Raw genomic sequence first — 23,245 nt, forward strand, 5'->3', positions numbered from 1 at the left:
ATGAGTCAGTGTCAGTTAAAAGTCGGTTTTTTCACCCTCAGCCCTTGCGGCCAACCTGCCGTTGGCAGTTGCAGTGAGTGCCAAGCCAGTGTCTGCGAGCATCATCTGGATCCCAAAACCTGTCTGTGTTTCCAGTGCGCCGCCAAACCCTTGAAGGTCGGCAAGGAAGTCTATGAAGATCCACACTCAGGCACCAAGTATGAGCAATTGAGCCTACAAGGCGTTAAACCTGAGGATCCGCTTGCCGGTTTCGCCCTCAAGCAACTGTATCTCGGCAGTGCCTGGTACCAACTGCACACCAAACACGGCAGTTACAATAAAGAGTTTGATGCCGAGGACTTTGCCGCTTTTGAGCTCCCTGTCGACGAAGATGATCAGCAGTTGCCGGATTACGAGTACCGGGATATCTATGACAGCTAACCCCAGGCTACTGTGGCTGACTCAACACTACCCGCCGGCCAAAGGCGGCATGGCATTGTCCTGCGATAGACTGGTGCGCCATTTGCGGCGGCTCGGGGTACATATCACCCTTTATCATTTACGCTCCGGCGGCCTGGAAAAGGAGACCGGCTATTTTGCTGAGCAGGGTTGCGATCTCAGCTTTCCCATGGGTACAAACCCGGCGCACTCGCTCAATCTTCTGTGGCACAAGCTGGAAGGTGAATATGATGCTGTCGTTGCCTATGGCTATCCCTTCTCCATGCATGCCGGGCGGGTCTTTGCCGTCTGGCTTGGGCTACCGCTCATCACATTGCTGCGCGGCAATGACTTCGACTTGAGTATTCTCGATCATCGTCGCTATCAAGTGCTGCAGGATACGCTGCAAGCCAGCGCGCTGGTATTGACCGTCAGCGCCGACAAGGCAAAACGGGTCAAAGCCCTGTGGCCGCAAGTCAGAGTGCACAACATGAGTAATGGCCTGGATAGCGAACGTTGGCGACCACTGCCGCTGGATAAAGAGCAAGCCAAAGCCTGGCGTTCCAATAACCTGGAAAATCCCAGTCAGCCTGTGATTGGCCTGTTCGGCCATTTGAAAGAGAAAAAAGGTTTGACCTTTTTTATCGAGACCTTCAAACGCAGCCCCTTGGTACACAACTGCCATCTGTTGTTGATTGGCGAGCTGGATGAAAGCGCCGCCGAGCTATTGCAAACCCTGCCCGAGGGCAGTTACACCCTGGAGCCGTTTCTTGACAGGTATCAACTGATAAGCCGTTATCTGGTATGCGACCTTATCGCCATTCCCTCTTTCTATGAGGGAACCCCCAATGTATTGCTGGAGGCGGCGGCGCTCAACATCCCTGTGCTCGGCGCCTGCTGCGGCGGTATGGCCGATCTTATCTTCGACAGCCTGCATGAGCGCGAAAAGCATCTCTTCGATGGCCGTTTGACTGACAGTGACGCAGCAAATAATCTCCGCGGCCAAACGGACTCAGGTTATCTGTTTCATCCAACTTCGGCGGATTCGCTTTTGGATGCGTTGGTGCGTTGGCAAACCGATACCGCTTCGATTCGCGCCGCCAAGAGCCAGGCTTTGTACCAAACAGTACTGAGTCAGTGCAGCGCCGAGGCTGAAGCCGAGCGTTATTTTTCTGTCATCAAGTCTCTGGTCGCTCAAACGGCGAGTCACTGATGCTTATCTATTACGCCCCCGGCGGCGGACTCGGGCACTTGAGCCGGGCACTTAAAGTGCTCGGCTTTATCAAGGCGCAGCAAGCGTTGGTGATCACAAGTCCACTGCCGTTAGCGGTCGATGCGCTGCTACCAAAGGGCATTCAACACATAAGCCTGCCGCCCGGGCTTCAAAGCCGAGCCGAACTCAGCGCCTGGCTCAAGCAGTTACTGGCATCGCTCAACAAGCAACAAGCGTGTCGGCTCATGCTGATAGATGCCTTTCCCGGGGGCATTTGGGGCGAGCTTGGTGATATCCCCTTGCCTGGTAAACTTGTCTATATCGCCAGATTGCTCAACTGGAATGTCTATCGCCAGCGTATTGCCCATATTCCCCGTTTTCAGCAAATCTGGTTTTGTGAATGGCCGACCCCGGAGCAAGAGCTGGCGCTCTCCAATCAAACGGGCCAACGCTTCTGGCTGCCGTTACTCGGCGAAGACAAGTCCAAAGGCGCAACCCCAAAGGGTCTTGAAAAGCCTAAACAGACTCTGGTGATCCACTCGGGAAGCCTTGCCGAGCAGGCTTTGCTGCTTGAACACGCCACAAAGGCGGGAGAAGCGATAGATATTATTGCGCCGCCGCGCCCGAGCGCCGATGCAGGCTTTAATAACAAACCCCTTGATAGCAAATCCCTTGATAAGCGTGCTCTGAGCGAGTTCAACAACTGCAACAACAAAGAGCACAAACCTGGATTAACCCGGCTGCAGCTGTACCCGGCCTCAGATATTGGCTGGCATTATCAAAGGGTTATCTGTGGCGGCGGCTTCAACCTGGTGAGCGAATATATCCTTCATCCAGGCGCCCTCTTCGTGCCCCTGACCCGGGCGCTGGATCTGCAGCATTTGCGTATCGACCGCGGCTTGGGTGGTTTTTTACCGCCGCCCGGGTTGAGCTCAGTACCAAACGATATTCTCAAGCGGCTTTGAAACGCTCATTTAGTGTTGAAAGCTTGTCACTCAAGGCTGTGACTCGGCTATCCGGGCGTGAATACGGTTGACCTCCAGCAAAGCTGCACTGCCGTACCAAGCTTTAAGTTCCATAATAAGGCTACCGGCCCGAACCGCAGGATCGCTGGCCGTCAAGGCTTCAGCCTCAGCCAGACTGGCGACATCAAAGATATAAATCCCCCGCCACTCGCCACCATCGATAAAGGGCCCGGCATGCCTTCAGTTAGATACCTTGAACGCCAATTGCTGAATAAGCCACTCTCTACAAAAGAGAAGGCCAAAAGGACTTATTCGCACCTTCCCTAAACCCGGTTAGAGACTAGATCCGCATCGCCAATTCTGCACCCTGACGAATGGCGCGTTTGGCATCCAACTCGGCAGCGACATCAACGCCGCCAATGAGGTGCATTGGCAAGCCGCACTCTTCCAGTTCCGGCAACAGCACACGGTTGGATTCCTGGCCTGCGCAGATCACCACAGTATCCACTGGCAGCAGTTGCGGCTTATCATCAATCAGTATGTGCAATCCCTGGTCGTCAAAGCGCTCATAGCTGACCCCACTGAGCTCTGTCACCTTGTGCTGCTTAAGCACCATGCGATGGATCCAGCCCGTGGTCTTACCTAAACCTTTACCCAGCTTGCTCTTCTTGCGTTGCAGCAAATACAGCTCTCTGGCCGGGGCATGCGCCTGGGCTTGTTTGGCCAATCCGCCGCGCTCGGCGTAACTTGTGTCTATCCCCCACTGACGATACCAGCGCTCCGGCTCCAGCGTGCTGGACTCCTGCTCGCCGAGGAAATGCGCCAAGTCAAAACCTATGCCACCGGCGCCGATAAGTGCCACCCGCTGGCCGACTTCCACCTCTCCCCGCAGCACCTGTTGATAACTGACCACCTTGGGAGAATCAAATCCGGGCAAGTTGAGCTCTCTTGGTACAACACCACTGGCGACCACCAACTCATCAAAAGCCTCATCCCTGAGCACAGAGGCGTTGAGCGGCGTATTCAAACGCAGGTCCACCTTAAAGTGTGCGAGGCGATTCTTGAAATAGCGTATGGTTTCGTTGAATTCCTCCTTGCCGGGGATCTTGCGCGCCAGGTTAAACTGGCCACCGACTTCATCTCGGGCTTCAAACAAAGTCACCTTGTGCCCCCGCTCAGCGGCGTAGACGGCAAACGCCATCCCCGCCGGGCCCGCGCCCATCACAGCCAGGCGTTTGGGTGACTCAGTCTTGGGGAAATTAATCTCTGTCTCATAGCAGGCTCTTGGATTAACCAGGCAAGTAGCACGCTTGAGCGAGAAGGTATGATCGAGACAAGCCTGATTACAGCCGATGCAGGTATTGATGGCTTCGCTTTGATTGGCCGCGGCTTTGTTGACAAACTCAGGATCGGCCAGGAAAGGCCTGGCCATGGAAACCATATCCGCCTGCCCCGAGGAGAGGATCTGCTCGGCTATCTCAGGTGTATTGATCCTGTTGGTGGCCACCAAAGGAACACTGAGTTCTTTTTTCAAACGTTCAGTGACCCAGGCAAAGGCGCCTCTGGGTACGCTGGTGGCTATGGTCGGGATCCTGGCCTCATGCCAACCTATGCCGGTATTGATGATAGTGACACCGGCTTGTTCCAGCGCTTTGCCGAGCTCTATGACCTCCTCAAGGCTTGAGCCCTTGTCAACCAGATCCAGCATAGACAAACGAAAGATAATGATGAACTCGGGTCCGACCTTGGCGCGGATGGCGCGAACAATTTCCAGTGGCAGGCGAATACGGTTGGCAAAACTGCCGCCGTACTCATCGCTGCGCTGATTGACCCGCTCACAGATGAACTGATTGATGAGATAGCCTTCAGAGCCCATCACTTCCACGCCATCATAACCGGCCCGTTTGGCCAATTCGGCAGAGGTGGCATAATCCTTTATGGTGCCACGGATTTGCCGCAAAGACATGGCGCTTGGCGTAAATGGGGTAATGGGTGACTTGACCTTGCTCGGTGCCAGTGAAAAAGGATGATAGCCATAACGACCGGCATGAAGGATCTGCATACAAATCTTGGCGCCGCCCTCATGCACGGCGCGGGTAACGATTTGGTGTTTGCCCACTTGCCAGGGAAAACTCAGCTGACAGGCGTTGGGGGCCAAACGGCCGCGAAAGTTTGGCGCTATGCCGCCGGTGACAATCAAACCCACACCACCCAGCGCCCGCTCCTTGTAGAAGTGTGCCAGTTTCTCAAAACCGCCCTTTTCTTCTTCCAACCCGGTATGCATGGAACCCATGAGTACCCGGTTTCTCAGCTGGGTAAACCCCAGATCCAAGGGTTCTAATAAATGAGGAAAGCCCGACATTAAAACATCCTTTTTAAACAAGTGATTTAAATCAGCATAACCTGAGCCGCCATCAAGCTCAACATAAAGCATGCATTGCGATCTCCCTTCGGCTAAGCCGGTAAAAGCACGCGTATAAAATCACTTACAAATGTGTTTTCCCGTTGCTGTTATTTTCAGTTAGCATTAGCGGAATGCATGGAAAAATGGAGTGGCTATGTCCGCAAAACCCCTGACAACCAAGAATACCCTGATGTTGATCTGGAATGTGATCAACTTCATTCGCAAGCTGGTGTTGAACCTAGTGTTCTTCCCGCTGTTCTTTATCGCTTTGATAGCCGTGGTCATCGCCATGGTCAGCAGTGATGAAATCCAAGTTGAGGATGGCTCGGCGTTGGTATTGAACCTGGCCGGCGGCATAGTGGATCAGAAACGCCAGATTGACCCGTTCGAGGCGATGTTAAACCAAGGCAAAGGACCCGATGTCAACGGCGAAATCTTATTGAGTGATGTGCTCTATACCATTAACAGCGCTACCAATGACAAGCGAATTAAGGCCCTGGTATTGGATCTGTCCGAGTTGCAATATGGCGGCCTGAGTAAGCTGAGCGCCATAGGCCAGGCACTCAATGAATTCAAGGATAGTGGCAAGCCTGTGGTCGCCATAGGTAACTATTATGATCAGAACCAGTATTTCCTGGCGAGTTTTGCCGATACTGTCTACCTCAACCCAGAGGGTATGGTGGCGGTAGATGGCTTGAGCCGCTACCGTCAGTACTATAAGTCGGCACTGGATAAGTTAAAAATCAAGGCGCACATTTTCCGTGTTGGTACTTTCAAGTCAGCGGTTGAACCTTTTATCCGTGACGACATGTCAGAAGCCGCCAAGGAAGCCAACTCTGTTCTGCTCAACGACATCTGGGGCAGCTATACAGACACAGTGGCAGCCAATCGTGGCATAGACAAATCCAACCTAGGCCTTAATGCTAGCGCTTATTTGGCAGAGCTGGAGCAAGCCGACGGCGATTCAGGCACCATGGCAGTTAACCTCAAGTGGGTCGATAAACTTGCCAGCGCCGAGGACTTCCGCCTGGCGATGTTGGACTTGGTGGGCAAAAGCAAGGAAGGCGATAGCTTCAAGCAGATCAGCTACTATGACTACGCCAAGTTGATGGCACCGCTGCCCGAGTTGGTCCCCTCAGAAGAGATTGGCGTTATAGTGGCCAAGGGCAATATTCTCAACGGCAGTCAACCGGCCGGTGATATCGGCGGCGAAAGTACCTCCGCCCTGCTGCGTAAGGCGCGCTTCGACGACACTATCAAGGCCGTAGTACTCAGGGTCGACAGCCCCGGCGGTAGCGCCTTTGCTTCCGAGCAAATTCGTCAGGAAGTGCTGGCATTGAAGAAAGCCGGTAAGCCTGTGGTGGTCAGCATGAGCAGCATGGCTGCATCAGGCGGGTACTGGATTTCGGCCAGCGCCGACTATATCTATGCCAACCCCACTACCCTGACCGGATCCATCGGTATTTTCGGCATGATAACCACCTTCGAGGACTCCCTGTCTTCCATCGGCGTCAATACCGATGGGGTGGCCACCTCTGACTGGGCCGGTCTTTCTGTTACCCGGCCACTTTCCGATGGCGTCAAGGCGGTGATCCAGCGCCATATCGAACGTGGCTACAAAGACTTTATCTCACTGGTGGCCAACGAGCGCAATATGACACTCGAGCAGGTGGATAAGATTGCCCAAGGCCGCGTTTGGTCCGGCAAGAAAGCGCTGGAGCTGGGTCTGGTGGATGAGCTTGGCGATCTCGATAACGCTATCGCCAAAGCGGCCGAATTGGCCGAGCTCGATAAGTTCGACAGCCGAGTGATAGAACAGGAACTGACACCTGAGCAACTCTTCATTCAGGAGATGTTCGCCAGTGTCTCAGCTTATCTGCCTCACAGCGTCAAGCAGTCCAGCGTACTGGAAAAGCTGCTGACTCAATGGAGCCAGGTACTGGAAGAGTTTGCCGCCTTTGACGACCCCAACGGCGTCTATCTCTACTGCGATAACTGCAGTTACTGATAATCCTGAAAGCCCGGTTCGCCGGGCTTTTTTGTGCCTTATGCTGTCGGGGTTGATTTGCTATAATCCGGCCTCTCTTTTGCTCCAATGATAAATAAAGCCAGATTATGAACAAAAAAAAGTCCATCTATGTCGCATACACGGGCGGCACCATAGGGATGCAAAAAACCAGTAATGGCTTTGCCCCGGTCGCCGGTTTCCTGACGGAATGCGTCAACTCCATGCCGGAGTTTTTCCATGAAGAGATGCCGACGTTCGTGATCCAGGAATATAGTCCGCTGATAGACTCCTCCAACATGGCTCCCAGCCACTGGCAGATGATAGCCGACGACATTCAGGCCAACTATGACAAGTATGATGGCTTTGTTATTCTTCACGGCACAGACACCATGGCGTTTACCGCCTCGGCGCTGTCTTTCATGCTGCAAGATCTCGGTAAGCCGGTTATCGTCACCGGCTCGCAAATTCCATTGGCGCAGCTGCGTTCAGACGGTCAAACCAACTTACTTAATGCGCTGTATATAGCGGCAAATTACCCAGTTGCCGAGGTTTGCCTGTTCTTCAACAATAAGTTGTTCCGCGGCAACCGTACCACCAAGGCTCATGCCGACGGCTTCGATGCCTTTGCTTCGCCGAATTTCCCCTTGTTGCTGGAAGCCGGGATCAAGATTCGCCTGCGCGCCGGTAAAATTGCTCCGCCCAGCGATAAGCCCCTGAAAGTGGCGCCCATTACCCCTCATCCTATTGGTGTGGTTACCTTGTATCCCGGGATCTCCACCGAGGTATTCAACAACATATTGCAGCAGCCGGTAAAAGCACTGATATTACTGACCTATGGTGTCGGCAACGCGCCGCAGGACCCAGGATTGCTGGAAACTCTCAAGCGGGCCAACGACAAGGGCACAGTGCTTATTAATCTGACCCAGTGCCTGCAGGGAAAAGTCAATATGGGCGGTTATGCCACAGGCAACGCCCTGGCAAAAGCCGGCGTTATCAGCGGCGCCGATATGACCACGGAAGCCGCCTTGACCAAGTTGCATTACCTGCTCTCCCAAGGGCTGAGTACAGAAGAGATAAGACGGCAGATGCAACAAAACCTCTGTGGCGAACTCACTTCGGATTGAATTTAATTGATAGTAAAAAGCCCTGTTTATACAGGGCTTTTTTATCATTCGAATCCAGAAACTTAATTAAAGATCAGATTCTTTGAACTCAGCAATGCTCTCACCGCGAAACTGCTTTTTCAGCTGCGCCTTGGACAACTCGTTGAGTTGGCCACCGGCACCTATAGTAAAGTGTTCGGTTTGCTCCAAACGTCTGGCCTGATAGAGCATCACCAGTTGCAGCGTGTTTTCCCGCTGTTCCTCGGTCAGCACAGTGCCATCTTCCCACTTACCTATCTCGGCGGCGCTGCGCAGTCTCTCATAGACCTCAACCGGCATCTCTTCAATCACTTTGTTGATATCTGTCATACACTTTTCCGCTTGTGCAAAATAATACGTACCCGGGTTATCAGGTAACCTACGAAACCGAGCGTAAAGCAGACCGCACCGGCGATGGCTCGATTGCCTTCGGCGACTTCGCCACCCCAGAACCAGATAACCACCCCGGCGATAAACAGGGTCAAGGCCAGAAAGCTCTGATTCATCAGTTTGGTCGACTGCTGAATATGACTAATCCTCGACAGCGACTCGGTGTTGGGTCCCAATTTCGAACTGCAGTGCGGGCAACTGGGTGCCTTACTGGAGATCCGCTTGCGGCATAAAGGGCATTCAACCAGTGCCATAACTGCTCCTTACCTGAGTTTGTCCACGACGGCCAGCATGGCGGTCAAAGAGGCTTCACCCAGGTACAGGCAACGCTCGGGGGACCAGCCCACCAGCGGATCGGCCAGATTATCATTGTCTTTAAATGGCATTTCCAAGGTGTTTGACAGGCAGTTGAAGGTTTCGCCGACCCAGTTGGAACCTATGGTCAGGTTGGCCTTGCCGGGCTCGTCCTTTTCATAGCCATGTTCGGTTTGGAAATCTGGGCTAACCAGCAAGAGCGCCGAGGCAAATTCCTGCTGCAGCTGAGTCAAACGCTCATCCCAACAAGGAATGCCTTCACAGCCTGCCAGGAACACATAAGGCAGACCTTCATCACCGTGGACGTCATAGAAAAGGTCCACACCGGTTTCTTTCATCTTTTGTACCACATGGTACACCTCGGGGCTCTTCTCCAGGCTTGGCGTTTGCCACTCACGATTTAGGTTAACACCGGCGGCATTGGTACGCAGATGGCCGCGGGCGCTGCCGTCGGGATTCATGTTGGGTACAACATAGAAGTTGGCCTTATCCAGCAACTGTTTGGAGACAGGGTCATCCGAGTCCAGCAAACGATACAGCAAACCTTCCACCAGCCATTCGGCCATGGTTTCCCCTGGGTGCTGACGGGCTGTGATCCAGATATTGCGCTTGCTGTTATCGCCGTCACCCACCTTGACCAGCGTCAGATCGCGACCATCCAAGGTCAGACCCAGGTGCTCCAGGCTCACTTCAGGATGCACTTGCACAGCGCTGAGCAGATCCAGGTGGCGCTCGTAACTGTAAGGTGCAAAATAGGCTATCTGAATCGCATCGGCGTCCAATTCCACATTGATACTCAATTTGCCGTCATCATACTTGGTCGGCAGGCGGAACCAGTGCTGGCGATCATAGCTGGCAACCGCCTGGTAGTTTTCCCAGCCTTTGGGATAAGAAGCGCTGCCGGCGTTGATGATATTGAGGGTGTAACTGTTTCCTACCTGGCCTTCAAAACGGAAATTGAACCACTGGTAGAACTCTCCGCCCTGATCCGGGCGGATCGCCAGTCTGATGTCGTCCTTATTATCAAGACTGATGACCTGAATATTGCCACCATCAAAATTCGCGCTGATCCGCATGATGTTTTCCTTCATTGCTTTTATAGGGTGTGGAGCCGAAAGGCTCGCGCAAGTGGGCTATAGGATAAACCAAATCGGCCGCGCTTGAAAACGCGGCCGACTCTGGCTTGATATTCGGGGAAAAATCAGTGGAGTTTACCAAAGGCTGAAACTGTATCCTTGGCCGCGCACAGTATTAATAAGGCTTCTTGGCAAACGGGTCTGCTCCAGTTTACGTCGGGTGTTGGAGATATGCATATCCAGGTTTCGGTCAAACCGCCCCAACTCTTTTTTTAACACCCGTCGCTGTAGCTCCTGCTTGGTAACCACCTGGCCCTTACGCTCAAACAGATATTTAAACAAACGAAACTCTGTCTGAGTCAATGCCAATTGCTGATCGGCAATGGCTACTGTGTAATCCGTCTCATCAAACTGAATATGCTTATTGAGCGCCAGATCGGTAGGTTCCTGCCCCTTGCTGATATTGATCCTTCTTATGAGCGCCTGAATACGGACCAACAACTCTTTGACGCTAAATGGCTTACTCAGAAAATCATCAGCCCCCAGCTCATAACCTTTAATCCTTTCCTCTTCGCTATCGACAGCCGAAATCACTATCACAGGTGTACTGTCCTTACGGGCAAGTAACATTTCAAAACCATTGAGTTTGGGCATCATTAAGTCGAGCAAGATAACATCCGGGGTAAAAGTGTCGAGTCTCATCAGTGCATCCAAACCATCAGCGGCACAAACAACATCGTGCCCCTCGCCCTCCAGTGCTTCCTTGAGCAAGTCCCTGAACTCCAGGTCATCGTCCACCAATAAAATTTTCGTCATTTTCGTTAATACAATTCTCAAATAAGAACCATTACCATTAACGTTAACATAATTATCCTGACCGAGCCAGAAAAATTCACTGGTTATAATGATGTAAGGTGCACAGAGTCACATATAACGAGTTATGAAAAAGGGACAGCCGGTCAAACTGTCCCTATAGTCAACTGGATAAGTTAAGTTTACCGCCACTGGGCAGCAAACTTTATCCCTGCCTTTTGCTGTCCACCTTACTTGTCTTGCATCAACTGGCTGATGTATTTGACTGGAGCACTGCCATAACTGAGGAAGTTTTCGTGAAATGCCTTGAGCTCAAACGCCTTACCTTGCTGCTGTTTAAGCTCTTCCCTGAGGTCGTAAATTTCACGATATCCGGCGTAATAGCTGGTTAACTGTACCTGGCTCAGCGTTGCCCGGCGCCATTTACCTTCCGCCTCGGCTTGCTGCTGGAAGGCTTCTTCAGTCATCAATTTGATAGCCTGCTCTTCAGTCATCCCCTTGACCTGAATGCTGTAGTCCAGAATGGTGTTACAAATCACCCTGAGGTTCCACTTGTAGTACATCAGCCACATTTCCGGCTCAAAGTTGCCATAGCCCTGTTCCAACATCATACGCTCGGCATAAACGGCCCAACCTTCGACCATGGCGCCGTTACCAAACAGGCTCTTGACCAGGCTCGGTGATTCATTGGAGTACACCAGTTGGGTGTAATGGCCGGGGATAGCCTCATGTATGTTCAGTACCTGCAATATCCAGTGGTTGTACTCGCGCAAGTAACTTTCGGCCTGCTCGTCAGTCATACCATCGAGGGGAGTCACGTTATAATAGGTGTTGCCGCCCTTTTCATAAGGGCCGGGAGCACTGATGGAAGCACCGGCAAAACCTCGCATATATTCAGGTGTTTCCCTGACCACCAAAGGCTTTTTCGGATCCAGAGTCACCAGATCGTGTTGATTGACAAACTTCACCAGCTCGGGGATCTGCGCCCTCACCTCGTCCACAAAATCTTCCCGCTTTACATGCCGGGCCGAAAGCTTGTCGATCAACTGTCTGATAGCCTTCTTCTCGTCTTGCGGCTTGGGCTCTTGGAAATACTTGCTCCAGAGCTTATCGGTAATTTTCGCCATTTCGCCCTGAACCCTGGCCTTATCGGCCAGCGCCTTTTCATAAAGGGCCTTGGCGCTCATACCGGCCTGAATATCGAAGGCAAACTTCTCCTCATAAAGTGCTTCTCCTATCCGAAAGCTACGGCTGCCTTCGCGCTTAAGTTGCTGCTCAAGCTGTTTTAGAAACTGGATATGCCCTTCGATGGCTGCCACGGCATTAGCCAGTCTTTGCTTGAACAACGCCTTTTCATCAGCGTTCAGGCCGGAGGCGTTCACCTTGACGAGCAGTTCATCGGACAATACCGTAAAGGCACCCTGATTTTGCATGATGGCCAACTCTGTGTGCTCCAGAGTGGGATTATCTATGTTTTGCTGCGCCGCCCGGTAATAGGCCGGCACATTTTCCAATCGGCCCAATACAGAGCGCAACCTTTGATCCAGAGGTGCAAAGTCCTCATTGATGATTTGCGCAAAACCTCCGGCCACGTTGTAACTGGATGGGTCCCACTGCCAGGACTTGAAGCGTTTGATTTCCCACTCCATGCTGCCGAGGACGTTTTCAATCAAGCGATAGTCAATCAGGTTGGCTGCGGTAAGCGCCGCAAAATCAAAGCTCGCCATCTTGGCACGCTGCTGCTGAATAAAGTTCAGCGTCACGGTGCGGCTGGCCGCATCCGGTACCAGGAGTTTGGCATCATATTGATGAAAACCATTATAGAGCGCCCAAGTCGGTGCAACTTGCCACAAAGAATCGATAAAACTTTGACTGAATGCAGTAAAGGTTTGGTTCTGATCTTGTTTGACGATAGCAGAAACGTTAGATGCCATCGCCTCTGGCGAGCTTTGGGTTTGACATGCGGACAGACCTGTCAGCGCCAGTGACACCGCCAGGCACAGGGTGAGTTTTTTCATATGATTTCCTTCCCGGCACCCGTATGTTGGAAATTTGAGTTTTTATCGGTTTTTCGGGTGCATAGTTTGCTAGTAAATCATGGAAGCAGGAACTTTTCAGCAATTGTTAGTAAAGAAACATGCTTTGTTACAGTTTGCAAGCTGGCATGAATTGCATGTGACCATAGTGAAGACAACGGTGAAGACAATAGTGAAGCCATTTCAAGCTGCTATGGAAAAGTAACTAATTACAGAAGAAGCATTTCACGCGCGGAAAAACAAAGAGTATCTGGCATAAAGAAGCTTCTTAAACGAGTTTTTATATTGTTTAATTTTAACTTTTTGGGCAACCGGAATATAAAGGATGATTGTGTGCTAGGGCGCCGTGCTTCCAGATAGGTTGAACAGAGAGTGTTCAAAATTCTGTGTCACGCTAAAAAATACCGCTCATTGTAAGTGAGCGGTATTTTGCTTCTAGGACAAGGCTATTGTTAGTCGCGGTAAACCTCGCCGTAGAAGCTTGCCAGCAACAGGGCTTTTAACTCACTGATCAGAGGATACCTGGGGTTGGCACCTGTACACTGATCATCAAAAGCATCTTCAGCCAGTTCATCGAGCTTATCCAGAAAATCGGCTTCTGTGACACCGGCTTCCTGAATCGACCCCGGGATCCCCAAGGCCTGCTTCAACTGCTCAATTTTGGCTATCAAACGCTCGACTTTTTCGGTGTCACTCAGCTCGGCGTCTGTCAGCTTGAGATGATCAGCAATGGCAGCATAGCGGCAGAGCGCCTTGGGCCTGTCATACTGGCTGAAGGCGGCTTGCTTGGTCGGCAGGTCGGTGGCGTTGAAACGGATGACATTGCTTATGAGCAGTGCATTGGCCAAGCCGTGTGGCAGATGGAACTCGGCGCCCAGTTTGTGAGCCATAGAGTGACATATGCCCAGGAAAGCGTTGGCAAAGGCGATACCGGCAATGGTGGCGCCGTTGTGCACTTTTTCGCGGGCAATCGGCGCCGCGGCGCCCTCTTCGTAGGCCTTGGGCAGGTGCGTAACCAGAAGATCCAAGGCCTGCAATGCCTGGCCGTCACTGTACTCATTGGCCATCACGCTGACATAGGCTTCCAAGGCATGGGTAATGGCATCTATCCCGCCAAAGGCGGTTAAGGACTTGGGCATGTTCATCACCAGGTTGGGATCCACAATCGCCATGTTGGGGGTCAGTTCATAATCTGCGATAGGATACTTGGCACCTGTCTGCTCATCAGTCACCACGGCAAATGGTGTGACTTCAGAGCCTGTGCCCGACGTGGTGGGGATAGCGACCATCTTGGCCTTGCGCCCAAGTTTGGGGAACTTGTAAATACGTTTACGAATATCCATGAAACGCAGCGCCAGATCGGCAAAGTCCACCTGAGGATGTTCATACATCACCCAGATGATCTTGGCAGCGTCCATAGGGGAGCCACCGCCCAGTGCGATGATCACATCCGGTTGGAAACTCTCGGCCACCTTGGTGCCGGCGCGAACTACTGCTAAGGTAGGATCGGCCTCCACTTCATAAAACACTTCGGTATCCAGCCCCAAGCCCTTGAGGATCTTGACGGTTTCATCACAGTAGCCATTATTGAACAAGAACTTGTCTGTCACTATCAAGGCGCGGCGTTTGTCGGCCAACTCCTCCAGGGCAATAGGTAGACTACCGCGGCGGAAATAAATGGAGGATGGAAGTTTGTGCCACAACATATTCTCGGCCCTCTTGGCGACAGTTTTCTTGTTGATAAGGTGACTCGGGCCCACGTTCTCCGAAATCGAGTTCCCCCCCCAGGAGCCACAGCCCAAAGTGAGAGAAGGTGCCAGCTTGAAGTTATAGAGATCGCCAATCCCGCCTTGAGATGCCGGGGTGTTTATCAGAATTCGAGCTGTTTTCATCCGCTCACCGAAACGCTTGACCCGCTGCACCTGGGTATCTTGATCTGTATAGAGTCCAGAGGTATGACCGATACCACCGAGTTTCACCAAGGCATCGGCCTTATCCAGCGCCTCATCAAAGTCGTTGGCGCGGTACATACCAAGCAGCGGCGAAAGCTTTTCATGGGCGAAGGCTTCGGCTTCGGTGATTTCATCCACCTCACCGATCAGTACCTTGGTCCAGCTCGGTACGCTGAAGCCGGCCATTTCGGCAATGCGCGCCGCACCCTGGCCAACAATGGCGGCATTGAGCGCGCCATCTTTGAGGATAACCTGTTTCACGGCAAGGCATTCTTCGTCATTGAGCAGGTAACCGCCATGATGAGCAAAACGCTCCCGTACTGCTTGGTAGACGCTATCGAGTACCACTACCGCTTGTTCAGAGGCGCATACCACACCGTTATCAAAGGTTTTTGACATCAATATGGAAGCCACCGCGCGTTTGATATCCGCGGTTTCATCAATAACCACAGGTGTATTACCTGCGCCGACACCTATGGCAGGTTTCCCGGAAGAGTAAGCGGCTTTCACCATACCCGGGCCGCCGGTGGCCAGAATAAGATTTATCTTTTCGTGGGTCATCAGGTGATTGGAAAGTGCGACGCTGGGTTCATCTATCCAGCCTATAATGTCCTCGGGAGCTCCGGCCTTAATGGCGGCATCCAGTACTATTCGGGCGGCTGCGACTGTGGATGCCTTGGCTCTGGGGTGCGGGGAGAAGACGATGGCATTACGGGTTTTCAGGCTGATAAGCGCCTTGAAGATAGCGGTGGAAGTAGGATTGGTTGTCGGTACTATGCCGCAGATGATCCCCACGGGTTCGGCAATTGTGATGGTGCCGAAGGTGTCGTCTTCTTCCAGAATGCCGCAGGTCTTTTCATCTTTGTACTTGTTATAGATATACTCGGAAGCAAAGTGGTTTTTAATCACTTTATCCTCCAGCACTCCCATGGAGGTTTCGGCGGCGGCCTGTTTTGCCAACGCTATTCTGGCATCGGCGGCAGCCAGCGCGGCGGCGCGAAATATCTTATCGACTTGCTGCTGACTGAAACCTGCGAATTTCGCCTGAGCCTGGCTGACTCTTTCCAGTAGCAGATCCAGTTCCTGAGTATTGGTGACTTTCATAATCAGTTTCCCGTAAAAAAATTTAACAAAGGCTCATCTTGGTTAAACTCTCTCACATGAAATAAAATTACATCCAAACCGGGTGGACATCTGTGATCTTGGCCACAGGCATGGCGTTTTATGTAATTCAACAACGTTAAATCAGATTCAAGCATAGAAAAAATCTTTGTATTAGAATCGACTATACTGCAGCTTTGACTGCACTGATATTACGAAAATTTATTCGAAGTTGTGACCAAGTATAGAAAATCTCATTTCTGGGGTTTGTTAACTTAGGGTAGAGTATGCACCGTCTCAAGTTACTGTTTCCCGGTGAGTTCCCTACACTGGAAGGATACGAAATTGGATTTGACCCTGTACGTTAAATTTTTCCTCGGACTGGTGGCTATCATCAACCCGGTGGGCCTGTTGCCGGTATTTGTCAGCCTGACCAGTCACCAGACTGAGGCTGAGCGTAACCATACCGCTAAAATATCCAACTTTGCCGTGGTGGTAATCCTCTTGATTACCACAGTGGCGGGTCAGTATATATTGAATATGTTCAGTATTTCGCTGTCGGCGTTCCGAATTGCCGGCGGTACACTGATTGCCATCATCGCCATGTCCATGTTGCAAGGAAAGCTTGGCGAGGTGAAACGCAACCAGGAAGAAGACAGAGAAGCCTCGGCGATGGAATCTGTGGCTGTGGTACCGCTGGCTTTGCCTCTAATGGCTGGCCCAGGGGCTATCAGCTCAGTTATCGTCTTTGCCGCCGAGCATAAAGGCCTGGCTAATCTGCTGGCCATGTCGGTGACTGTAGCGCTGTTTGGTCTGCTCAGCTTTGCATTGTTCAGAATGGCTTCGGTCATCAATAAGCTCCTCGGTAAAACAGGGATCAACGTGATCACCCGTCTGATGGGACTCTTGATGCTATCCATTGGCATTGAGGTAATAGCCGCAGGTTTTAAGGGGCTGTTTCCCAACTTACTGGGATAAAATCAAATCGGCTAATGTGTTGATATTATGGATACCCCTCTCACAAACTGTGCCGCATACGTCAGGATTAGTCGTACAAAGCTAATTTGCTGCAGAAAGGTTGGGAATCTTGACCGCGCAGCCGCTATCATTCAAAGGACTATGCTCAGAAACGCAAAAACCCGACCTTATGGTCGGGTTTTTTTAATCTGGCGGTGAAGGAGGGATTCGAACCCTCGATACGTTGCCGTATACACACTTTCCAGGCGTGCTCCTTCAGCCACTCGGACACCTCACCGTTTCGATACTTTTTACTGTGGGTATCAACACATCTATCAGGAGTAATATCTCTATCCCCTTGATGGAGCGGTACTTTACGCAAAAGGCGAATGCCGGTCAAGCAAAAATCCGCCTTAATCTCCGTTTGCGTGTTTGCTGAGCAAAGGCGATGAAAAATACTTCAATCAGTGTTCGTTTAAGCGGAATTTACTTACCTCATCGCTCATTTTGTTGGCGTCTTTAATCAGCAGTTCGTTGAGTTTGCCAAGCTCATTGGCTATATCTTGGGTATTGCGGTAGATATCACTGATCTGCATCGCATTGCGATTCACCTCTTCTGATACGGCCGACTGCTCATGGGTTGCGGCAGCTATCTGTTCATTCATGCTATCAATAACTTCCACGTGTTCAACTATGCGCCTGAGCTCCTCACCGGCGCGGTTTGCCTCATCGACACTGATGCCGGCCTGAGCCTTACCTTTGGTGATAGCGGCTACCGCTACTTCGGCGCCCTGTTTGAGCCTTTCTGTCATATTACGGATATCTTCAGTGGAAGATTGTGCCCGCTGCGCCAGATTGCGCACCTCATCGGCCACCACGGCAAAGCCGCGGCCCATTTCGCCGGCCCGGGCGGCTTCGATGGCGGCATTAAGCGCCAGGAGATTGGTCTGCTCGGCTATGCCACTGATGACCTCCAACACACTGACAATACCGTGAATATCTTTATCCAGTTTGGATATTGCATCGGCGGCATAACTAATTTCTTCAGCCAGTTCATTGATGGCCGATGCCGTGCGCCCCACTTCCAGGCTCCCTTCCCTGGCCTCAGTGCTGGCTTGATTGGATGCTTCAGAGGCCCGTACCGCGTTGGAGGCAATTTCCTGTACGGTTGAACTCATCTCTGTCATCGCAGATGCCACTTGCTCTGTCTCGCTGGAGCCAACCGCTACATCGGCCTGCATCTGAGTAGAATGCTGTTCCATCTGTTGTACCACTCCCAGCAAGGTCTTGCTACTGGAGCGAACCCGCAGTATCACCAGCTCAAAGTCGGCCATCATACTATTGAAGGATTCGGCCAGCTCACCAAACTCATCTTTACCCGTATGGGGCAAACGCACACTTAAGTCATAGTGAGCCCGGGCTCGGGTAACGCCCTGATGCAATTCCCGCAAGCTGCCATGCAGATATTTGAGTATGATGCTGGAGACCAGACTGACAATGATTAAACCAAACACCATAACCCCAAGTACTATCCAGGTCTGGTTAGTAGCATTTTGCTGTTTGTTCAAGGTCTCGGCCAGGAGTTTATTCGACAGCTTCTGCTCAAATTCATGTAACAGATTGATGCGTGCTGTCGACTGATTAAACCAAATCTCCGGAGATTGGGACTTGAGATCCTCGGCTTTCTGGCCATAAGCCAACTCCCTCAAGCGAGCGACTTCGGCGACAGCAGCTTGGGTTTGCAATGCCTGTAAATCCTTGCGAGCGGTTTCATCAGCCAAGGCCACAAACCTTTCCTGGTAAGCGTTTTGTTCAGAGACCAAAGTGATAAATTTACGGTAGACACCGGGTTTGAACTCACTCTGTCCGAAGGTTGAACTGAGTACCGCCCGCTCGATACCTGCGCGTTCCTTCATCTGCAAAAACGCCGAAAAAGCGGCGGCCTTGATGGCAATCTGTTGATCGCCGCCCTTCTGCACACTAAGATCGACTATCGACAGCAGTAATTTATTCAGCTCAGTGTAAAATGCCACTTCTTCGGCAACGCTTATCCCTTGTATATCTACCAGATTGCGAATGTCTTGCAAACGGGCAATGCTACTTCTTGCCTTCGTTAAATCGGTAGCAAAATCGGCGGGAAGCTGATGATTATTCAAGAAATCATTAAATTGCTGGAGTTGTTTATCTGTGAGTTGCCGCTGGCCCGGTAGTTTATCGGCAAAACTCTTGCCCTTGGAACCGAGATAACCCGCGCTCATGCCGCGCTCTTTTTGCAGTTCATGTACCAGCGCCGAGTTGACCACCGCCAACTCGCTGAGATCCAGCACCTCTTCCAGACCATTGGCGAGCGACAGTCGATCGCTGAACAATAAAATACCAAATAGGGTTGCCGCGATAAAAGGCGGCAGGATAACCAAGAGAAATTTGTGTTTCAGAGGAAGATTTTCAATCCATTGCCATTTCATTGATGCATCCTTTAAGCAGCTAACTAATTCATTTATTAATATGAAATTTATTTTTCAGCATACGTTGGCAAGTATAGTCGATGCCAATGGATGTCAATGGAAAAAGAGCCTACAAATGTAGGCTCTTTATTGGCTTGTCGAATAAAAAACAGTTTAAGCTATTCAGGCGTTGCCTTTGACCTGCATGTTGAGGGTTTTGGCAAAATCCAACATTCGAGTCAGAGGCACCAAAGCGCCTTGACGCAGCGCTTCATCGACGAAAATCTCATGTTGACTGTTATCCTGGTTTTCCAGCGCGCTGGCAATCGCCTTGAGACCATTCATTGCCATCCAGGGGCAGTGAGCACAGCTGCGGCAAGTGGCACCTTCACCGCCGGTTGGGGCTTCAATCAGGGTCTTGCCCGGCGCTGCCTGTTGCATCTTATAGAAGATGCCTCTATCGGTGGCCACGATAAAGGTATCATTGTCCATGGTCTGGGCAGCTTTGATCAACTGACTGGTTGAACCTACGGCATCGGCCATTTCCACAACACTCGCCGGAGATTCAGGGTGAACCAGAATGGCGGCGTTCGGGTGCAGCGCCTTTAATTGACGCAAGGCGTTGGCCTTGAATTCATCGTGCACAATACACTCGCCCTGCCACATCAACATCTCGGCACCAGTTTGCTTGGCAATATAACTGCCCAAGTGACGATCCGGCCCCCAGATGATCTTCTTGCCTTCGCTGTCCAGGTGTTCCACGATCTCCAGCGCTATGCTGGAAGTCACTACCCAATCGGCCCGGGCTTTGACCGCAGCCGAAGTATTGGCATAGACCACTACCGTGTGATCCGGATGCGCGTCGCAGAAAGCACTAAACTGCTCAATAGGACAACCAACATCCAGAGAACAGGTGGCTTCCAGAGTCGGCATCAGAATGGTTTTTTCCGGGCTCAGGATCTTGGCGGTTTCCCCCATAAACTTAACCCCGGCAACGATGAGCGTTTTGGCGGGATGATCACGCCCAAAACGCGCCATTTCGAGCGAGTCGGAAACGCAGCCACCGGTTTCCTCGGCCAGAGCCTGAATTTCAGGGTCCGTATAGTAATGGGCAACCAGCACCGCATTCTGCTCTTTGAGCAGTTGCTTGATCCTGGCTTTGTATTCGCTTTTTTCCTGTTCAGACAAGGGAACCGGTTTTGGCGGGAAAGGATATTGAATATTTTCTATGCTTGGTGCTACCTGACTCATAACAGACCCAATGCGACTAATACTGTTGGCAATTATACGAAATCTGCCATCAAATCGTAACCACTTTGTGCTCAGGATCAAATAAAGCCATTGCCTTAAGCAGGCAGGAGTAATCTTGCTCCCGAAACACACCTAAAACAAGGCCCCGCATTGCGGGGCCTCCAATCTTATCTCATCGCCAACAGCATTTCCTGCGGCTGCTCGAGATATTGTTTCCACAGATTACAGAAGCGGGCAATGGTGCCGCCATCTATCACTCTGTGATCGCCTGACCAACTGACCTGCATCAGTTTACGAGCTTCCACCTTACCCTTGGCATTAAAGCGCGGCAGGGTTTGCACCTTACCCAAGGCCACAATCGCCACCTCGGGTTTATTGATAATGGGCGTTGCCACAGTGCCGCCCAGCGCGCCTATGTTGGAGATGGAGATGCTGCCATCTTTAAGATCGGCAGGCGCCACTCTACCTGAGCGCGCGGCCTGGGTCAGACGGGTGACTTCGGCAGCAACATCCAGAATCGATTTATCCTGTACATCCTTGACGTTAGGCACCAACAAACCGACCTTGGAGTCGACGGCCATCCCTATGTTGTGACGACCAAGATAAGTGAGTTCGGTACAATCTGCGTTCACTCGGCTGTTGATCACCGGAAACTCGGTCAGCGCCAGCGACATGGCCTTCATAAAGAAAGGCATCATGGTCAGCTTGAGCTCGTCATTGGAGTACTTGGCCTTCATCGCTTCACGAAGGGCGATAAGCTCGGTCAAGTCCAGCTCTTCGCAATAAGTAAAGTGCGGAATGCTGGAGACGGACTCTGTCATCATCCGCGCCATCACGGCACGAACGCCCTTGATAGGCTCTACCCTATCGCTTGCCGTTGCCGCTTTGCTGGCTTGCACTTGGCCCTCTGCCAAAGTTTGGGTTTGGGCTTGTGCCTGAGGAGTCGCCCCCTTAAGGAAACGTTCGATATCCTCTTTGTAGACCCGGCCATTTTTGCCGCTGCCAGGCACTTTGGCGATATCGACATCCAGACTGCGAGCCATACGTCTTACCGCTGGGCTTGCAAGTGCCTTGCCCTGGGGCACCATACTGCAGGCGGCAGTTTGCGAGCTGCTCTGGGCTTGAGCCTGTGCTTGAGAGACGGCAGATGCTGAGCCTGATGGAGCACTTGTTTCAGCGGTTTGAGCCACGGCTGCACTACCGGATTCAGCGGCAACTTCAATGGCAAACAGTGGCTGATGCACCTGGGCCAACTGGCCCTTACGGTAGTGCAGCTTGACAATTTTACCGGCCTTCATCGCCGGGATTTGCACCAACGCCTTATCAGTCATTACATCACAGATAGGTTGATCTTCAACCACAGTGTCGCCTTCTGCGACCAGCCACTCCACCAGTTCGCATTCGACTATGCCCTCGCCGATATCCGGCAGCATAAAGTCTTCCACCTGGCTGCCGGCGCTAGCCGTAGTGTTAGTGCTAGACGATGCGGCAGTATCGGCGCTGGCTGCAGGTACAGGCGCTTCGCTGTCTGCAACATCCACTTCCACGGCATACAAAGGCTCATGCACCTTGGCAATTTCACCCTTGGCGTAATAAAGCTTACTGATAACACCCGGGAAAGGCGCAGGAATTTGCACCAGTGCCTTGTCTGTCATCACATCACAAACAGGTTGATCTTCGGCGACTGTATCCCCCTCTGCCACCAACCATTCCACCAGTTCACACTCGACAACACCTTCGCCTATGTCGGGCAAAATAAAATCTTTAATCATCCTGGCTCTCCTAAAAATTCACCGAGGCCTTGATGGCTTCAAAGGTTTTAAGCGCATCCGGCATATATTCTTTTTCATGGATTAAGGGATATGGCGTATCCAGACCACAAACCCGGCTGATGGGCGACTCCAGATACAGGAAACATTCCTGTTGGATGGTAGCGGCAATTTCACCGGCAAAACCACCGGTCAGTGGCGCTTCGTGGTTGATAAGCAATCTGCCGGTCTTTTTCACCGACTCGGCCACGGTTTCCACATCCCAAGGGGCCAGAGTACGAAGGTCGATGACTTCGCAGTCAATACCTTCCTCTTTGGCCATATCGGCTGCTTTCTCTATGATTTCCATCTGCGCGCCCCAGGCCAGCAGAGTGATATCTTTACCTTCACGAACCACTTCGGCTTTACCCAGCTCCAGTTGATAATCGCCTTCCGGCACATCGCCGACAGAGGCGCGGTACAAGCGCTTGGGCTCGAAGAAGACCACAGGGTTGCTATCGCGAATGGCAGCCAGCAGCAAACCCTTGGCTTGGTAGGGGTTACGGGGAACCACCACCTTGAGACCGGGCGTTTGGGTAAAGTAGGCTTCCGGTGACTGGGAGTGGTAATGACCGCCGGCAATGCCGCCGCCATAGGGGGTTCTGAAGGTCAGGCCGCCGACATCAAACTCGTTGCCGCTTCGGTATCTGAACTTGGCTGCTTCGTTGACGATTTGATCGAACGCCGGGAAGATGTAGTCGGCAAACTGGATTTCCGCTACCGGCGTCATGCCGTTGGAAGCCAGGCCGTTGGCAAAGCCGGCAATCCCCTGCTCGGTAAGTGGAGTATTGAAGCAGCGCTCACGGCCAAACTTTTCCTGCAAACCGGAAGTTGCCCGGAACACACCGCCGAAATGGCCTACGTCTTCACCGAAAACCAGCATCTTGTCGTCGGCTTCCATCGCTATGGTCAGGGCATTATTGATGGCCTGTAACATATTCATCTGTGCCACG

The 23,245-nt window shown here is 51.9% G+C and carries 18 protein-coding genes and 1 tRNA gene; 6 read left to right on the forward strand and 13 right to left on the reverse strand.

The window, feature by feature from the left end:
• The 3 genes from RC73_RS01625 to RC73_RS01635 are packed head-to-tail and all read left to right on the forward strand — an operon-like array spanning position 1 to position 2,595.
• A complete protein-coding gene (locus RC73_RS01625; protein ID WP_052247922.1) occupies positions 1 to 420 on the forward strand; it encodes a hypothetical protein in 420 nt (139 codons plus the stop codon).
• Positions 410 to 1,630, forward strand: coding sequence for a glycosyltransferase family 4 protein (locus RC73_RS01630; RefSeq protein WP_052247923.1), 1,221 nt, complete (start codon positions 410 to 412; stop codon positions 1,628 to 1,630). Before RC73_RS01625 ends, RC73_RS01630 begins: the two co-directional genes overlap by 11 nt.
• Positions 1,630 to 2,595 (forward strand): hypothetical protein, encoded by a 966-nt coding sequence (locus RC73_RS01635; RefSeq protein ID WP_039032994.1) that lies wholly within the window; start codon positions 1,630 to 1,632, stop codon positions 2,593 to 2,595. Before RC73_RS01630 ends, RC73_RS01635 begins: the two co-directional genes overlap by 1 nt.
• 30 nt (positions 2,596 to 2,625) lie before the next feature.
• Here the strand turns inward: RC73_RS01635 and RC73_RS21355 are convergent, their stop codons facing one another.
• Entirely contained in the window at positions 2,626 to 2,817 is a 192-nt protein-coding gene (locus RC73_RS21355) for a YciI family protein (RefSeq protein WP_082014214.1), read from the reverse strand.
• A 118-nt stretch (positions 2,818 to 2,935) separates the two neighbouring features.
• The gene (locus tag RC73_RS01640) at positions 2,936 to 4,957 is read right to left on the reverse strand and encodes an oxidoreductase (protein WP_039033038.1); all 2,022 of its coding nucleotides are present in this window, start codon (positions 4,955 to 4,957) and stop codon (positions 2,936 to 2,938) included.
• Positions 4,958 to 5,153: 196 nt separating this feature from the next.
• On the opposite strand from RC73_RS01640, the gene sppA reads away from it, so the two are divergent.
• Together sppA and ansA are read left to right on the forward strand one after the other, a co-directional pair.
• Positions 5,154 to 7,007, forward strand: a complete 1,854-nt coding sequence (sppA, locus tag RC73_RS01645) for a signal peptide peptidase SppA (RefSeq protein ID WP_039032995.1) — start codon at positions 5,154 to 5,156, stop codon at positions 7,005 to 7,007.
• A gap of 107 nt (positions 7,008 to 7,114) precedes the next feature.
• On the forward strand, positions 7,115 to 8,131 hold the full coding sequence (gene ansA, locus RC73_RS01650) for an asparaginase (RefSeq protein WP_039032996.1): 1,017 nt from the start codon (positions 7,115 to 7,117) through the stop codon (positions 8,129 to 8,131).
• 66 nt (positions 8,132 to 8,197) lie between these two features.
• Here the strand turns inward: ansA and RC73_RS01655 are convergent, their stop codons facing one another.
• From RC73_RS01655 to adhE, 6 genes are all read right to left on the reverse strand, one after another.
• A complete protein-coding gene (locus RC73_RS01655) occupies positions 8,198 to 8,479 on the reverse strand; it encodes a YeaC family protein (protein ID WP_039032997.1) in 282 nt (93 codons plus the stop codon).
• Entirely contained in the window at positions 8,476 to 8,793 is a 318-nt protein-coding gene (locus RC73_RS01660; RefSeq protein ID WP_039032998.1) for a hypothetical protein, read from the reverse strand. Before RC73_RS01660 ends, RC73_RS01655 begins: the two co-directional genes overlap by 4 nt.
• A 9-nt stretch (positions 8,794 to 8,802) precedes the next feature.
• Positions 8,803 to 9,930 (reverse strand): M14 family metallopeptidase, encoded by a 1,128-nt coding sequence (locus tag RC73_RS01665; protein WP_039032999.1) that lies wholly within the window; start codon positions 9,928 to 9,930, stop codon positions 8,803 to 8,805.
• A gap of 135 nt (positions 9,931 to 10,065) precedes the next feature.
• On the reverse strand, positions 10,066 to 10,746 hold the full coding sequence (locus RC73_RS01670) for a response regulator transcription factor (RefSeq protein WP_039033000.1): 681 nt from the start codon (positions 10,744 to 10,746) through the stop codon (positions 10,066 to 10,068).
• Positions 10,747 to 10,973: 227 nt separating this feature from the next.
• A complete protein-coding gene (locus RC73_RS01675; protein ID WP_039033001.1) occupies positions 10,974 to 12,761 on the reverse strand; it encodes a DUF885 domain-containing protein in 1,788 nt (595 codons plus the stop codon).
• A 470-nt stretch (positions 12,762 to 13,231) separates the two neighbouring features.
• Positions 13,232 to 15,835 carry a bifunctional acetaldehyde-CoA/alcohol dehydrogenase gene (gene adhE, locus RC73_RS01680; protein ID WP_039033002.1) on the reverse strand — a complete coding sequence of 868 codons (2,604 nt, stop codon included), beginning with the start codon at positions 15,833 to 15,835 and terminating at the stop codon, positions 13,232 to 13,234.
• Positions 15,836 to 16,177: 342 nt separating this feature from the next.
• Between adhE and RC73_RS01685 the strand changes: the two genes are divergently transcribed.
• Complete coding sequence (locus RC73_RS01685) at positions 16,178 to 16,810, forward strand: YchE family NAAT transporter (protein ID WP_039033003.1); 633 nt, start codon at positions 16,178 to 16,180, stop codon at positions 16,808 to 16,810.
• Between the two features lie 189 nt (positions 16,811 to 16,999).
• Here RC73_RS01685 and RC73_RS01690 read toward each other — a convergent pair.
• From RC73_RS01690 to RC73_RS01710, 5 genes are all read right to left on the reverse strand, one after another.
• Positions 17,000 to 17,087, reverse strand: a tRNA-Ser gene (locus RC73_RS01690).
• A 166-nt stretch (positions 17,088 to 17,253) separates the two neighbouring features.
• Positions 17,254 to 19,254, reverse strand: coding sequence for a methyl-accepting chemotaxis protein (locus RC73_RS01695; RefSeq protein WP_039033004.1), 2,001 nt, complete (start codon positions 19,252 to 19,254; stop codon positions 17,254 to 17,256).
• Positions 19,255 to 19,416: 162 nt separating this feature from the next.
• Positions 19,417 to 20,484 carry a quinolinate synthase NadA gene (gene nadA, locus RC73_RS01700; protein WP_039033005.1) on the reverse strand — a complete coding sequence of 356 codons (1,068 nt, stop codon included), beginning with the start codon at positions 20,482 to 20,484 and terminating at the stop codon, positions 19,417 to 19,419.
• A 167-nt stretch (positions 20,485 to 20,651) separates the two neighbouring features.
• A complete protein-coding gene (locus RC73_RS01705) occupies positions 20,652 to 22,256 on the reverse strand; it encodes a dihydrolipoyllysine-residue acetyltransferase (RefSeq protein WP_039033006.1) in 1,605 nt (534 codons plus the stop codon).
• A 10-nt stretch (positions 22,257 to 22,266) separates the two neighbouring features.
• Positions 22,267 to 23,244, reverse strand: a complete 978-nt coding sequence (locus RC73_RS01710) for an alpha-ketoacid dehydrogenase subunit beta (RefSeq protein WP_039033007.1) — start codon at positions 23,242 to 23,244, stop codon at positions 22,267 to 22,269.
• Position 23,245: the final 1 nt, after the last annotated feature.

The sequence above is a fragment of the Shewanella sp. ECSMB14102 genome, assembly GCF_000813075.1.
In the GTDB taxonomy this organism is placed as follows: domain Bacteria; phylum Pseudomonadota; class Gammaproteobacteria; order Enterobacterales; family Shewanellaceae; genus Shewanella; species Shewanella indica.